This is a genomic window from Agromyces sp. NPDC127015 (genome assembly GCF_042725165.1).
GTDB lineage: Bacteria > Actinomycetota > Actinomycetes > Actinomycetales > Microbacteriaceae > Agromyces > Agromyces chromiiresistens.
This window is the reverse complement of record NZ_JBHXDI010000001.1, coordinates 1,113,366-1,126,401: the sequence shown is the minus strand read 5'-3', so window position 1 is coordinate 1,126,401 and position 13,036 is coordinate 1,113,366. Positions and strand designations below refer to the sequence as shown.

The window sequence follows — 13,036 nt, the reverse complement described above, 5'->3', positions numbered from 1 at the left end:
CGCCCCGCCGCGCGGGGGGCGGGTGGCCCCGCGCCCCCGGCGCGCCGGCCCCGTCGCGGGGGGGCCGGAAACGGCCGGACCCCGCGTCGGCGTGCTCGCCCTGCAGGGCGACTTCCGCGAGCACGCGCACGTGCTCGCCGCGCTCGGTGCGCGCGTCACGCTCGTGCGACGTCCCGAAGAGCTGGCCGAGGTCGACGGCCTCGTGATCCCCGGCGGCGAGTCCAGTGTGATGGACAAGCTGTCGCGCACGTTCGGCCTCGCCGCTCCGCTCAAGGCCGCGATCGCCGCCGGACTGCCGGTCTACGGCACGTGCGCCGGCCTCATCATGCTCGCCGACACCGTGCTCGACGCGATCGAGGGGCAGCAGTCCCTCGGCGGCCTCGACGTCGTGGTGCGGCGCAACGCCTTCGGCTCGCAGAACCAGTCGTTCGAGACCGACCTCGCGATCCCCGAACTCGGCGACGCGCCGGTGCACGCCGTGTTCATCCGCGGGCCGGTGGTCGAGTCGGTCGGTCCCGCGGCGACCGCGCTCGCGACGCTCGACGACGGCCGGGTCGTCGCGGTCGAGCAGGGGAGCCTCCTCGGCACGAGCTTCCACCCTGAGATCAACGGCGAGCACCGCTTCCACGAGTACTTCCTGTCGAAGGTGCGAACGCGCGTCTGAGCCCCGAACGGGGGAGCGGTTCTCAGTGCCGGCACCGATTCCGGCGGCGGGATGCGTCGATAGCGTCGCCCGCATGACCAGACGACTGCCGAGCACCGGGGCCGACGACCGCATCGTCGACGAGACCGGGTGCGACACGAGCGACATCTTCCTCATCCACCGCATCTTCCGCTGGGGGTATCGCGAATTGCCGAGGGCCGTGCGCGAGGTCCCGGCGGGCGACGTCCGTCGCGCCGAGACCGTCGCGCAGGCGGTCGACCGGATCGACCAGGGCCTGCACGTCCATCACGAGGGCGAGGACGAGCTGCTCTGGGATCGCCTCGAGCGGCGCGAGCCGGGGTGCTCGATGCACGTCGACGTGATGAAGGCGCAGCATGCGCAGGTCGCCGAGCTGCTCGCACTCGTCGACCCGATCGTCGCCGAGTGGCGCACGACGGCCGATCCGGCGACGGCCGAGCGGCTCGCCGCGGCGCTCGACGACGTCGGCTCGACCCTCGGCGTGCACCTCGGCCGAGAGGAGGCGGACATGGTGCCGGTCGCCGCGCGGGTGCTCAGCCAGGCCGAGTGGGAGGAGATCGGCGAGCACGGACGCAGGGCGCTGCCGAAGGACGCGATGCCCGTCCAGCTCGGCCTCATGATCGACGCCGTGCCGACGGCGGAGCGTGACGAATGGGTGCGCTCGAACCTGCCCGCGCCGATCCGCCTGCTCTGGGTGCTGCTCATGCGCCGCAAGTACACGGCGTGGCAGCGTGAGCTGTTCCCGGAGGGGATGCCCGCGCTCGTGTGAGCCCGTGCCCGGTCGCCGGGCGCGGCGGCGCGCGCTCCGCCCGTCGGCGGCGCGCGCTACGCTCGCCCACGTGAGCGAATGGATCGCCCTGCTGCGCGGGGTCAACGTGGGCGGCATCACCGTGCGGTCGGCCGAGCTCGCCGAGCTCTTCAGGGGGCTCGGCTTCGATGCCGTGCGCACCGTGCTCGCGAGCGGCAACGTCGCGTTCTCGACGGGCGCGGCGGGCGAGGCGGATGCCTCGGCGCTGAAGTCGACCATCGAGCGGGCGCTCTCCGACCGGTTCGGGTACGAGGCGTGGATCGTGCTCGTCTCGCGCGACGAGCTCGAGCGGGTCATCGCATCGTTCCCGTTCGACGACGAGCGCGAAGGCTGGCACCCGTACGTGGTCTTCTCGTCGTCGCAGGCCGCGCTCGACGAACTCTTCGCGGCGGCCGTCGGGGTCGATGCGGCCGACGACGTCGTCGCCCCGGGCGACGGGGTGCTCTACTGGCACAACCGTCGCGCACGCGGGGTCGACAGCGCGTTCTCGAAGGTCACGGCGAAGGCGCGGTTCAAACCGAGCATCACGACGCGCAACCTGCGAACGCTGCGCAAGCTCGCCGCGTGAGCACGGAGCGCGGGCGAGACATCCGGACCGTGCGCCCGAGCGCGACCCGCGCGCTCGACTAGAATGAACCGTCGGCGGGCGCCCCCGCCGAGAAGTCGATACAGGAGCAGCATGTCCGGGCATTCCAAGTGGGCGACGACCAAGCACAAGAAGGCCGTCATCGACGCGCGTCGCGCGAAGTCGTTCGCGAAGCTCATCAAGAACATCGAGGTCGCGGCCAAGCTCGGCGGCGCCGACCTGAACGGCAACCCGACCCTGTACGACGCGGTGCAGAAGGCCAAGAAGACCTCGGTGCCGAACGACAACATCGATCGCGCGATCAAGCGCGGCGCGGGCATCGGCGGCGAAGCCGTCGAGTACCTCAGCATCACATACGAGGCCTACGGCCCGTCGGGCGTCGCCCTCATGGTCGAGGTGCTGACCGACAACAAGAACCGTGCCGCCGCCGAGGTGCGCACGGGGCTCAACCGCAACGGCGGCACGCTCGCCGACCCCGGTTCGGTCGCCTACAACTTCACCCGCAAGGGCGTCATCGTCGTCTCGGGCGAGGGCACCACCGAGGACGACGTCATGATGGCGGCGCTCGAGGCGGGTGCTGAGGAGATCGAGCCGCACGCGCAGGGCTTCGAGGTCATCACCGACCCGTCCGACATGGTCGAGGTGCGCAAGGCGCTGCAGGAGGCCGGCCTCGACTACGAGTCGGCCGACATCGAGTTCGTGCCGAACCTCAAGGTCGAGATCGACGCCGACACGGCGCGCAAGGTGTTCCGCCTGATCGACGCGCTCGAAGACAGTGACGACGTGCAGAACGTCTACAGCAACTTCGACCTGACGCCCGAGGTGCAGGCCGAGCTCGAGGCGGAGTAGGTCGATCGCCATGCGGGTGCTCGGCATCGACCCCGGGCTCACCCGCTGCGGCGTCGGCGTGGTCGACGTCCAGGGCGACCGCACGGCGCGGCTGGTCGACGTCGTCGTGCTGCGGTCGCCGACCGACGCGCCGATCGAGCGTCGCCTCGCGCGCATCGCCGACGGGCTCGAGGCGATCTTCGACGAGCACCGGCCGCAGGCGGTCGCGCTCGAGCGGGTGTTCGCCCGGTCCGACGTGTCGACGATCATGGGCACGGCGCAGATCTCGGGCGTCGCGATGCTCATCGCTGCGCGCCGGGAACTGCCCGTCGCGCTGCACACGCCGTCCGAGGTGAAGGCCGCGATCACCGGCTACGGCCGCGCCGACAAGAAGCAGGTCGGGGCGATGGTGGCGCGCATCCTGGGGCTCGAGGCGGTGCCGAAGCCCGCCGACGCCGCGGATGCGCTCGCGCTCGCGATCTGCCACGCCTGGCGCACCGGCGGCGTCGCGGGGGCGGCCATCCGCGAGGAGGCGCTCGGTCGCGCGCGGGGCGGCGCGGCGACGGCGGATGCCTCGGCGCTGACCCCGGCGCAACGCGCGTGGCTCGCCGCGGAGCGCTCCGCCGCCGTGTCGGGGGCGGCCCGTAGGGTGAAGGAGTGATCTCCTCTCTCCGTGGGCGCGTGCTCGCCGCCGCCGGCAGTTCCGTCGTCATCGACGTGGGCGGCGTCGGCTTCCAGGTCAACACCACCCCGGCGCTCGTACTCGCGAGCCGCGAGGGGCACGAGCTCGCGGTGCACACCTCGCTGATCGTGCGGGAAGACTCGCTGACCCTCTTCGGGTTCGGCACCCGCGACGAGCTCGACGTGTTCGAGCTGCTCATCGGCGTGACCGGGGTCGGCCCGAAGTCGGCGCTCGGCGTGCTGTCTTCGCTCTCGCCCGAGCAGGTCGCCGAGGCCGTGCACCGTGAAGACGATGCGGTGTTCCGCAAGGTCAGCGGCATCGGGCCGAAGACGGCGAAGCTCATCACGGTCTCGCTCGCGGGCAAGCTCGCGGCGCCGGCCGCTCGCCCGACGACGGCGCCGGTCGCATCGGGCGGCGTCGCCGAAAGCGTCCTCGCAGCGCTCACCGGGCTCGGGTGGTCCGAGCGGGTGGCCGCAGAGGCACTCGACGAGACGCTCGCCACGGCGGGCGAGGTCGAGTCCACGTCGGTGCCGACCCTCCTGCGACTGACGCTCGCCCGGCTCGGTCCGGCCCAGCAGTCGGGGAGGGGCGGTCGATGAGCCGCCCCGGTGAAGACCTCACCGACCCCGGGCTCGCGTCGGAGGCGGAACTCGCGTTCGAGGGTGCGCTGCGACCCCGGAGCCTCGCCGAGTTCGTGGGGCAGACCCGCGTTCGCGGCCAGTTGCAGCTGCTGCTCACCGCGGCGACGCTCCAGCAGCGTACTCCCGACCACATCCTGCTCGCGGGGCCGCCCGGGCTCGGCAAGACGACGCTCGCGATGATCGTCGCCCACGAGGGCGGCCGCCCCCTGCGCATGTCGAGCGGTCCGGCGATCCAGCACGCGGGCGACCTCGCCGCGATCCTGAGCTCGCTCGTGCCGGGCGAGGTGCTGTTCATCGACGAGATCCACCGCATGGCGCGGTCGGCCGAAGAGATGCTGTACCTCGCGATGGAGGACTTCCGCATCGACATCATGGTCGGCAAGGGCGCCGGTGCCACGTCGGTGCCGCTCGACCTCGCTCCGTTCACGCTCGTCGGGGCGACGACGCGCGCGGGGCTGCTGCCGAACCCGCTCCGAGACCGGTTCGGCTTCACGGCGCATCTCGAGTTCTACGACGAGTCGGAGCTCGAGCAGGTGCTCGGCCGCGCCGCCGAGCTGCTCGGGCTCGACATCGATCGCGCGGCTCTCGCGGAGATCGCCGGCCGATGCCGCGGCACGCCGCGCATCGCGAACCGCCTGCTGCGCCGGGTGCGCGACTACGCGCTCGTGCACACGTCGTCGGGCTCGTTCGACGGCACCGGCCGGGCAGACATCCAAGCCGTGCGCGCTGCGCTCGAGCTCTACGACGTCGACGCCCTCGGCCTCGACCGGCTCGACCGCGCGGTGATGGAGACGATCCTCACCCGCTTCGGCGGCGGCCCGGTCGGCCTCAACACGCTCGCGGTGTCCGTCGGCGAGGAGGCCGAGACGATCGAGGCGGTCGTCGAGCCGTTCCTGGTGCGCATCGGCCTCATCACACGCACGCCGCGGGGGCGGGTGGCGACCCCTGCGGCCTGGCGGCACTTCGGGCTCTCCGAGGGCGTCGAGAGTGCGGCAGCGGTCCTTCCGATCGATGACCTATAATCCTTTGAGGCGTCACCCTCAACGCCACTCGACTTCGTGCGCGAAGCGCACCCCGGAAGGTATTTCACCCTCATGACGTTCGATCCGATCACCATCATCATGCTCGCCGTCCTGGCGGTGCTGATCTTCTTCATGTTCCGCAACTCGCGGAAGCGCCAGGCCGACGCGAAGGAGATGCAGTCGAAGGTCCAGCCCGGTGCGCAGGTGATGACGAACTTCGGCGTCTTCGGCACCATCCTCTCGATCGACGAAGACGAGAACCAGGTGCTGCTCGAGACCTCGCCCGGCACGATCCTGACCGTGCACCGCCAGACGATCGCGCGCGTCGTGGAGCCGACCGCGGTCGCTGACGAGTCCGCGACGACCGATGACGGCGAGCCGGAGTTCGGCGAGCGCGTGTCGGAGGCGCCGGCCGACGAGACGCCGAGCGACACGTCGGGCACCGACCAGTCGAACACCGACGAGACGCCCGACACCAAGTAGTCGGCGGCTCAGACTCACCCAACGAGGCTCGGCCCGCGCGATGTCGCGCGGGCTCCTGCAGAGAAAGCAGAACACGTGGCTGCACCATCGAAGCGGTCATCCCGGCCGACGCCCGTCCGCAAGGCATGGCGATCCCTCATCTGGCTCGGGGTCATCATCGCCCTCCTGTTCGGCATCAACGCGGCCGGCGTGATGTGGGGCGGCGGCTCGTGGACGCCGAAGCTCGCCCTCGACCTCGAGGGCGGCACGCAGATCATCCTCGCGCCGAAGCTCGAGACGGGTGACACGGCGTCGCAGGAGCAGCTCGACCAGGCGGTGTCGATCATCCGCCAGCGCGTCGACGCGTCCGGTGTCGCCGAGGCCGAGATCAACACCGAGGGCCAGAACATCGTCGTTCGGATCCCCGGTGAGCTCGACGACCAGACCCGTGCTCGCATCGAGCAGTCCGCGAAGCTCGAACTGCGCGCGGTGCTGCTCGCCGATGCGGCGACGAACCAGACGATCGACCCGAGCGCGAGCCCGTCGCCGACCGAGGCCCCTGCGGAGGAGCTCGAATCGACGCCGACGGCCGTGCCGACCGACGGCAGCGACCCCGCGTGGATCACGCCCGCGCTGCAGGAGGAGTTCGATTCGTTCGACTGCTCGCAGATGGACGAGACCGACGCGAGCGTCGCGCCGGCCGACGAGCCGCTCGTCACGTGCGACGTGACCCGCACGGCGAAGTACCTGCTCGGCCCCGTCGAGGCGAGCGGCGAGAACATCGTCGACGCGACGAACGGCATGGTCACCACGCAGACCGGTGCCTCCACCGGCCAGTGGGCCGTGAACATCACCTTCGACGAGAAGGGCACCGACGAGTTCGCCAAGGTCAGCACGCGGCTCTTCGCCCTGTCGGGGCAGACGCCGCGCGACCAGTTCGCGTTCGTGCTCGACGGCGCCGTCCTCACGGCGCCCGCGATGAACGGCGCGATCACCGACGGTCGCCCGCAGATCACCGGCAGCTTCACGCAGGAGTCGTCGAAGGCCCTCGCCGATCAGCTGAAGTTCGGTGCCCTGCCGATCAGCTTCACGGTGCAGTCGTCCGACACGATCTCGGCGACGCTCGGTTCCTCCCAGCTCCAGTCGGGGCTCGTCGCCGGTCTCATCGGTCTCATCCTCGTCGTGATCTACACCCTGTTCCAGTACCGCGCGCTCGGCTCGGTGACGATCGCGTCGCTCATGATCGCGGCGCTCATCACCTACCTGATGATCACGATCCTGTCGTGGCGCGAGGGCTACCGACTGTCGCTCGCCGGCATCGCGGGTCTGATCGTCGCGATCGGCTTCACCGCCGACTCGTTCATCGTGTACTTCGAACGCGTGAGAGACGAGTTGCGCGACGGCCGTCCGCTCGTCGGGGCGGTCGAGGCCGGGTGGAAGCGCGCCTTCCGCACGATCCTCGCCTCGAAGGGCGTCAACCTGCTCGCCGCGATCGTGCTGTTCATCCTCGCGGTCGGCAGCGTGAAGGGCTTCGCCTACACCCTCGGCCTCACGACGATCATCGACGTCGTCATCGTCATCCTGTTCACGCACCCGATGCTGCAGCTGCTCGCGCAGACGAAGTTCTTCTCGAGCGGCAACCCGTGGTCGGGTCTCGACCCGAACGCCCTCGGCGCCGTGTACCGCGGTCGTGCCGAGTTCCGCAAGCCGACGGCCCTGCCCGCCAAGAAGGCCGCATCGAGCGCCAAGGAGGCGCAGCGCCGGCAGACGATCGCCGAGCGCAAGGCGGCCGCCGTCGGGGCCGGCAGTACCGAGAACGAGGGGAAGGACTCCTGATGGCGAACCGTCTCACGACCTTCGGTAACGACCTCTACACCGGCAAGCGTTCGTTCAACTTCGTCGGCGGCCGCAAGAAGTGGTTCACGATCGCCGGCGTGATCGTCCTGCTCTCGGTCGTCATCCCGCTCCTGACCGGCGTGAACTTCAGCATCGAGTTCCGCGGCGGGTCGCAGTTCCAGATCTCCGGCGTCGACAACGCGACGGCGCAGCCGGCGATCGATGCGGTGGAGTCGGTCGTCCCCGACACGACCACCAAGGTGACCATCGTCGGCGACGTCGGCGTTCGCGTGCAGACCGACCAGCTCTCGCAGGACGACTCGCACGAGGTCGCCTCGGCGCTGGCCGAGGCGTACGACGTGCCCGAGTCCGAGGTCACGACCTCGTTCGTCGGCCCGAGCTGGGGCGCGGACGTCACGCGCCAGGCCGTCGTCGGCCTCATCGCGTTCGTGCTGCTGGCCGCGCTCGTCATGGCGTTGTACTTCCGCACGTGGAAGATGTCGCTCGCCGCGATCCTCGCGCTCATGGCCGACCTCGTGATCACGACGGGCGTGTACGCCGCGGTCGGTTTCGAGATCAGCCCGGCGGCGATGATCGGTATCCTCACGATCCTCAGCTACTCGCTGTACGACACGGTCGTCGTGTTCGACAAGATCCGCGAGAACACCGCCGAAGACGGGCAGGAGTCGCGGCGCACCTTCGCCGAGTCGGTGAACCTCGCGGTCAACCAGACCCTCGTTCGCTCGATCAACACGAGCGTCGTGGCCGCCCTCCCGGTCGCGTCGATCCTGTTCATCGGTGCGGGCGTGCTCGGTGCCGACACCCTGCGCGACATCTCGCTCGCACTGCTCATCGGCATCCTCGTCGGCACCTGGTCGACCGTCTTCCTCGCGGCGCCACTGTACTCGTTGCTCCGCGAAGGCGAGCCCGAGATCAAGCGCCACGACCAGAAGGTCCTCAAGGAGCGGGAGCGCGCGGGGTCGTCGGCGAGCACGGTCGAGGCGCTGCCCAGCGCATGACGTTCGCCCCCGGCGTGCGCCCTCGTGCACGCCGCACCCTCCGGAGCGGTGATAATTGAGTTCTGGAGGTGCGCGGGTGACGGAGACCGGGGTCAATTCGACGGCGTCGCTGCGCCGTCTCGTGCCGCGGATCTTCTCCAAGGCGCAGCCGTCGGGTGCGGTCGACACGCTCATCCGCACGGTGCGCATGCACCACCCGAAGGCCGACGTCGCGCTCATCGAACGCGCGTACACGGTCGCCGATCGGGCGCACGAGGGGCAGAAGCGCAAGAGCGGCGAGCCGTACATCACGCACCCGATCGCCGTCGCGCAGATCCTCGCCGACCTCGGCATCGGCTCCAAGACGGTGGCGGCGGCGCTGCTGCACGACACCGTCGAAGACACGGCATACACGCTCGACGAGGTGCGTGCCGACTTCGGCGATGAGATCGCGATGCTCGTCGACGGCGTGACGAAGCTCGACAAGGTCAAGTACGGCGACTCCACCCAGGCCGAGACGGTGCGCAAGATGATCGTCGCGATGTCGAAGGACATCCGCGTGCTGATCATCAAGCTCGCCGACCGACTCCACAACGCACGCACGTGGGGCTTCGTGCCGGCCGAGAAGGCGGCGCGCAAGGCGACCGAGACGCTCGAGATCTACGCGCCCCTCGCGCATCGCCTCGGCATCCAGGCGATCAAGTGGGAGCTCGAGGACCTCTCGTTCGCGGTGCTCTACCCGAAGCTCTACGCCGAGATCGAGAGCCTCGTGAAGCAGCGCACCCCGCAGCGCGAGGAGTTCGTGCAGAACGTCATCGACCTCGTCAATGACGACCTCAAGGCTGCGAAGATCCGCGGCAAGGTCGTCGGGCGTCCGAAGCAGTACTACTCGATCTACCAGAAGATGATCGTGCGGGGCCGCGACTTCGACGAGATCTACGACCTCGTCGGCATCCGCGTGCTCGTCAACTCGGTGCGCGACTGCTACGCCGTGCTCGGTGCCATCCACGCCCGCTGGACCCCGCTGCCCGGCAGGTTCAAGGACTACATCGCGACTCCGAAGTTCAACCTCTACCAGTCGCTGCACACGACGGTGATCGGGCCGAAGGGCCGCGCGGTCGAGATCCAGATCCGCACGCACGACATGCACCAGCGCGCTGAGTACGGCGTCGCCGCGCACTGGAAGTACAAGGAGCAGACGACCGGCAAGTCGGCCGGCGGTCCGGCGCTCGCGAACGAGACCGACATGGCCTGGCTCGCCCACATCTCCGACTGGCAGGCCGAGACGGCCGACCCGGGGGAGTTCCTCGATTCGCTCCGGTTCGAGATCGGTGCGAAAGAGGTGTACGTGTTCACGCCGAAGGGGCGTGTGATCGGCCTTCCCTCAGGGGCCACGCCGGTCGACTTCGCGTACGCGGTGCACACCGAGGTCGGCCACCGCACGATGGGCGCCAAGGTCAACGGGCGACTGGTCCCGCTCGAGAGCGAGCTGTCGAGCGGCGACGTCGTCGAGGTGTTCACCTCGAAGAACCCCGACTCCGGCCCGAGCAAAGACTGGCTCGGGTTCGTCAAGAGTCCGCGCGCCCGCAACAAGATCCGGCAGTGGTTCACGAAGGAGCGCCGCGACGAGGCGATCGAGCAGGGCCGCGACGCGATCGCCCGCGCGATGCGCAAGCAGAACCTGCCGCTCCAGAAGCTCATGAGCCAGGAGTCGTTCGCCGAGGTCGCCGCGCAGCTGCACTACGACGACGTCTCCTCGCTCTATGCGGCCGTCGGCGAGGGGCACGTCTCGACGCAGTCGGTGCTCGAGAAGGTCGTCTCGCTCGTGCGCGACATCGACGACGTCGACGAGCCCGACCTTCCGCTGCCGGCCCGTTCGCGGCCGCTTCCGCGACATTCCGACTCCGGGGTGCTCGTGCGCGGAGCGCCCGACATCCTCGTCAAGCTGGCTCGTTGCTGCACGCCCGTGCCGGGCGACCAGATCGTCGGCTTCATCACCCGAGGTGCCGGCGTCTCGGTGCACCAGGCGAACTGCCACAACGTGCAGTCGCTCATGCGCGAGCCGGAGCGGATGATCGACGTCGAGTGGGCGCCGAGCTCGAAGAGCGTCTTCCTCGTGCAGATCCAGATCGAGGCGCTCGATCGATCGGGCCTGCTCTCCGACGTGACGCGCGTCCTCTCGGAGCACCACGTCAACATCCTCTCGGCGAACGTCTCGACGTCGACCGACCGTCTCGCGCTCAGCCGCTTCGTCTTCGAGATGGGCGACACGACGCACCTCGACCGGGTGCTGAACGCCGTCCGCCGCATCGACGCCGTCTACGACGTCTACCGCGTCAGCGACGGCTGAAGCGTCAGCGACGGCTGAAGCGTCAGCGACGGCCGAACCGTCAGCGACGGCCGAACCGCGCCGAGGACGGTTCGCGCGCGAACTCCGCACGCAGCCTCCCCTCGACGCGTACCGCCGTCTCGGCGCGGCCGAGGCGCTCGAGCGCTCGGGCACGGTGCGGCAGCCGGTGTGCGTCGGCGAGACGATCGCGCACCCGTCCGGCGAAGCCGTCGCGAGCGGCGATCATGCGCGCCAGCACCTGCTCGACCGGCTCGTCGCCGATCGTCGGATCGCGCAGCAGGTCGAACGCCGTGCGCACGTCGTCGGTGCACGCGATGCCGTCGTGGCGCACGATCTCGTCGTCGCCGATCGACACCTCGCGGACCACCGCGGCACGGGCGGAGACGACGGCGACGCGGGCCTCGTGCGGCACGCAGAACTGCGCGACCTCCGGCGGAGCGTCGAGCGCGCCGTGCACCCAGGCCGCTGACAACCGCTCGATGATGAGTGCGCGGGGCGCGCGGCGGGCGACGACCGCCGCGCGCAGGCTCGGCAGGTCGGGTTCGTCGATCGGCGCCCAGGCGTCGTCGATATGGAAGAGCTCGCCGTCGATGCGGGCCGCGCACAGCTCGGCGAGCGGCAGGTCATCGGTGCCGAGCACTGCGGGAAGTCGCGCCATCACCCCATGCTGCGGTATCCGCGGTGCCGGAAACGGGCGATCGGCCGCCCTGTGGAGAACGGCCGATCACACGTGGATGTCGCGGAGGAGTCGAACCTCAGCCGCCGACGGCCTTCAGCCAGGCACGGCGAGCCTCGAGCGCCTCGCGTGCCTCTGCGGCGGCCTTGTCGTCGCCGGCCGCCTCTGCGGCGGAGAGCTCGGACTCGAGCTTCTCGATCGCCTCCTGGAGCTGACCGAGCATGCCCTCGGAACGCGCCTTCTTCTCGGGGTCCTCGCGCTGCCAGCGCTCGTCCTCCAGCGAGCGGACATGGTTCTCGACTTTGCGGAGGCGATCCTCGATCGGGCGGACCTGATCGCGGGGGACGCGGCCGATCTCGTCCCACTGGCGCTGGATGCGGTTGAGCGCGGCGCGCGCGGGCTTCGGGTCCTTCTCGCCGAGCAGGACCTCGGCCTCGGTCAGGAGCACGAGCTTCTCGTCGAGGTTCGCGCGGTACGCCTCGTCCTCCTTCGCGTCGATCTCGGCCTTGGCGTCGAAGAGCACGTCGCCCGCGGCCTTGAAGCGTGCCCAGAGCTGGTCGTCGAGCTTCTTGCCGGCGCGTCCGGCCAGCTTCCACTCGTCGAGGAGACTGCGGTAGTCGCCGACCGCGTCGGCGCCGCGCGGTGCGAGCGCCTCGGCGCGCTCGATGAGTCGCTGCTTGCGAGCGCGCACATCGCGGTGGCTCGCGTCGAGCTCGGCGAAGAAGGCCTTGCGATGCTGCTCGATGGTCGAGCGTGCGGCGCGGAACCGCTTCCACAGGTCGTTCGCCTCGCCCTTGGGAAGCCGGGGGCCCTCCTGCTGGTGGCGCTGCCAGCTCGCGAAGAGGGCGTCGAGCTCTGCGGAGGTCTGCTTCCACTGGGTCTTCGCCGGGTCTTGAGCAGCGAGCCGCTCGGCCTGCTCGACGATGCGCGTGCGCTCGGTGATCGCCTCGCCCAGCGCCGCCTTCGCCTCGGCCTGCTGCTGTTCGGTGAGCTCCTTCGTCGTGCCCGAGAGGGCCTCGAGCCGACGGGAGAGCGCGTCGAGGTCGCCGACCGCGTGGGCATCGGCGACGGAGTCGGTGAGCGCCGCCACGGCCTTCGCCACGTCGGCCGCGGGCGCGCCGCGACGCACGCGCTGCTCGAGCAGCGTGACCTGACCGGCGAGGTCGGCGTACTTGCGCTCGAAGTACGCGAGCGCCTCCTCAGCCGTGGCATCGGGGTACTGGCCGACCTCGCGTTCGCCGTCGCTCGTGCGGACGAAGACGGTGCCCGTCTCGTCGACGCGGCCCCACGGTTGCTGATCTGATTCGGTCACGGCCTCACCCTGTCGTAGGTCGGATGCCGCCATCGGCGGCGATGCTGCGGTCAAGCCTACTGAGCGGCGGACACGGGCTGTGCCGCCGCGTCGTAGGTCGGATGCCGCCATCGGCGGCGATGCTGCGGTCAAGCCTACTGAGCGGCGGTCACG

Annotated in this window: 13 protein-coding genes; 11 read left to right on the top strand and 2 right to left on the bottom strand. The window is 70.2% G+C overall.

The features are described 5' to 3' along the window. The first annotated feature begins 22 nt into the window (after nt 1-22). The 11 genes from pdxT to ACFWGP_RS05190 all read left to right on the top strand — a co-directional run bounded on the left by pdxT (nt 23) and on the right by ACFWGP_RS05190 (nt 10,895). Complete coding sequence (gene pdxT / locus ACFWGP_RS05240) at nt 23-664, top strand: pyridoxal 5'-phosphate synthase glutaminase subunit PdxT (protein WP_376930432.1); 642 nt, start codon at nt 23-25, stop codon at nt 662-664. 73 nt (nt 665-737) lie between these two features. Then, the gene (locus tag ACFWGP_RS05235; RefSeq protein WP_231430868.1) at nt 738-1,451 is read left to right on the top strand and encodes a hemerythrin domain-containing protein; all 714 of its coding nucleotides are present in this window, start codon (nt 738-740) and stop codon (nt 1,449-1,451) included. A 70-nt stretch (nt 1,452-1,521) separates the two neighbouring features. Further along, nucleotides 1,522-2,058, top strand: a complete 537-nt coding sequence (locus ACFWGP_RS05230) for a DUF1697 domain-containing protein (protein WP_231430869.1) — start codon at nt 1,522-1,524, stop codon at nt 2,056-2,058. Nucleotides 2,059-2,169: 111 nt separating this feature from the next. Next, on the top strand, nt 2,170-2,925 hold the full coding sequence (locus ACFWGP_RS05225; protein ID WP_231430870.1) for a YebC/PmpR family DNA-binding transcriptional regulator: 756 nt from the start codon (nt 2,170-2,172) through the stop codon (nt 2,923-2,925). 10 nt (nt 2,926-2,935) lie between these two features. Next, nucleotides 2,936-3,565: a crossover junction endodeoxyribonuclease RuvC gene (ruvC, locus tag ACFWGP_RS05220; RefSeq protein ID WP_231430871.1), complete on the top strand. Its 630-nt coding sequence runs from the start codon at nt 2,936-2,938 to the stop codon at nt 3,563-3,565. Beyond that, nucleotides 3,562-4,185, top strand: coding sequence for a Holliday junction branch migration protein RuvA (gene ruvA / locus ACFWGP_RS05215; RefSeq protein WP_231430872.1), 624 nt, complete (start codon nt 3,562-3,564; stop codon nt 4,183-4,185). The genes ruvC and ruvA overlap by 4 nt, the downstream gene beginning before the upstream one ends. Then, nucleotides 4,182-5,249, top strand: coding sequence for a Holliday junction branch migration DNA helicase RuvB (ruvB, locus tag ACFWGP_RS05210; protein WP_231430873.1), 1,068 nt, complete (start codon nt 4,182-4,184; stop codon nt 5,247-5,249). Before ruvA ends, ruvB begins: the two co-directional genes overlap by 4 nt. Nucleotides 5,250-5,321: 72 nt before the next feature. Next, entirely contained in the window at nt 5,322-5,732 is a 411-nt protein-coding gene (gene yajC, locus ACFWGP_RS05205; RefSeq protein WP_231430874.1) for a preprotein translocase subunit YajC, read from the top strand. Nucleotides 5,733-5,924: 192 nt separating this feature from the next. Further along, nucleotides 5,925-7,547, top strand: a complete 1,623-nt coding sequence (secD, locus tag ACFWGP_RS05200; RefSeq protein ID WP_231432322.1) for a protein translocase subunit SecD — start codon at nt 5,925-5,927, stop codon at nt 7,545-7,547. Then, nucleotides 7,547-8,566 carry a protein translocase subunit SecF gene (secF, locus tag ACFWGP_RS05195; protein ID WP_231430875.1) on the top strand — a complete coding sequence of 340 codons (1,020 nt, stop codon included), beginning with the start codon at nt 7,547-7,549 and terminating at the stop codon, nt 8,564-8,566. The genes secD and secF overlap by 1 nt, the downstream gene beginning before the upstream one ends. Nucleotides 8,567-8,642: 76 nt before the next feature. Further along, nucleotides 8,643-10,895, top strand: a complete 2,253-nt coding sequence (locus tag ACFWGP_RS05190) for a bifunctional (p)ppGpp synthetase/guanosine-3',5'-bis(diphosphate) 3'-pyrophosphohydrolase (protein WP_275506907.1) — start codon at nt 8,643-8,645, stop codon at nt 10,893-10,895. A 40-nt stretch (nt 10,896-10,935) separates the two neighbouring features. Here ACFWGP_RS05190 and ACFWGP_RS05185 read toward each other — a convergent pair whose 3' ends face one another. Together ACFWGP_RS05185 and ACFWGP_RS05180 are read right to left on the bottom strand one after the other, a co-directional pair. Then, entirely contained in the window at nt 10,936-11,553 is a 618-nt protein-coding gene (locus ACFWGP_RS05185) for a hypothetical protein (protein ID WP_275506908.1), read from the bottom strand. A 97-nt stretch (nt 11,554-11,650) separates the two neighbouring features. Then, nucleotides 11,651-12,883: a DUF349 domain-containing protein gene (locus tag ACFWGP_RS05180; RefSeq protein WP_231430877.1), complete on the bottom strand. Its 1,233-nt coding sequence runs from the start codon at nt 12,881-12,883 to the stop codon at nt 11,651-11,653. Nucleotides 12,884-13,036: the final 153 nt, after the last annotated feature.

Bases quoted from the DNA above. Each gene is read 5' to 3' on its own strand.
- ACFWGP_RS05235 (WP_231430868.1), top strand. From the start codon at position 738: ATGACCAGACGACTGCCGAGCACCGGGGCCGACGACCGCATCGTCGAC.
- ACFWGP_RS05225 (WP_231430870.1), top strand. From the start codon at position 2,170: ATGTCCGGGCATTCCAAGTGGGCGACGACCAAGCACAAGAAGGCCGTC.
- secD (WP_231432322.1), top strand. From the start codon at position 5,925: ATGTGGGGCGGCGGCTCGTGGACGCCGAAGCTCGCCCTCGACCTCGAG.
- ruvC (WP_231430871.1), top strand. From the start codon at position 2,936: ATGCGGGTGCTCGGCATCGACCCCGGGCTCACCCGCTGCGGCGTCGGC.
- ruvB (WP_231430873.1), top strand. From the start codon at position 4,182: ATGAGCCGCCCCGGTGAAGACCTCACCGACCCCGGGCTCGCGTCGGAG.
- ACFWGP_RS05185 (WP_275506908.1), bottom strand. From the start codon at position 11,553: ATGGCGCGACTTCCCGCAGTGCTCGGCACCGATGACCTGCCGCTCGCC.
- yajC (WP_231430874.1), top strand. From the start codon at position 5,322: ATGACGTTCGATCCGATCACCATCATCATGCTCGCCGTCCTGGCGGTG.
- secF (WP_231430875.1), top strand. From the start codon at position 7,547: ATGGCGAACCGTCTCACGACCTTCGGTAACGACCTCTACACCGGCAAG.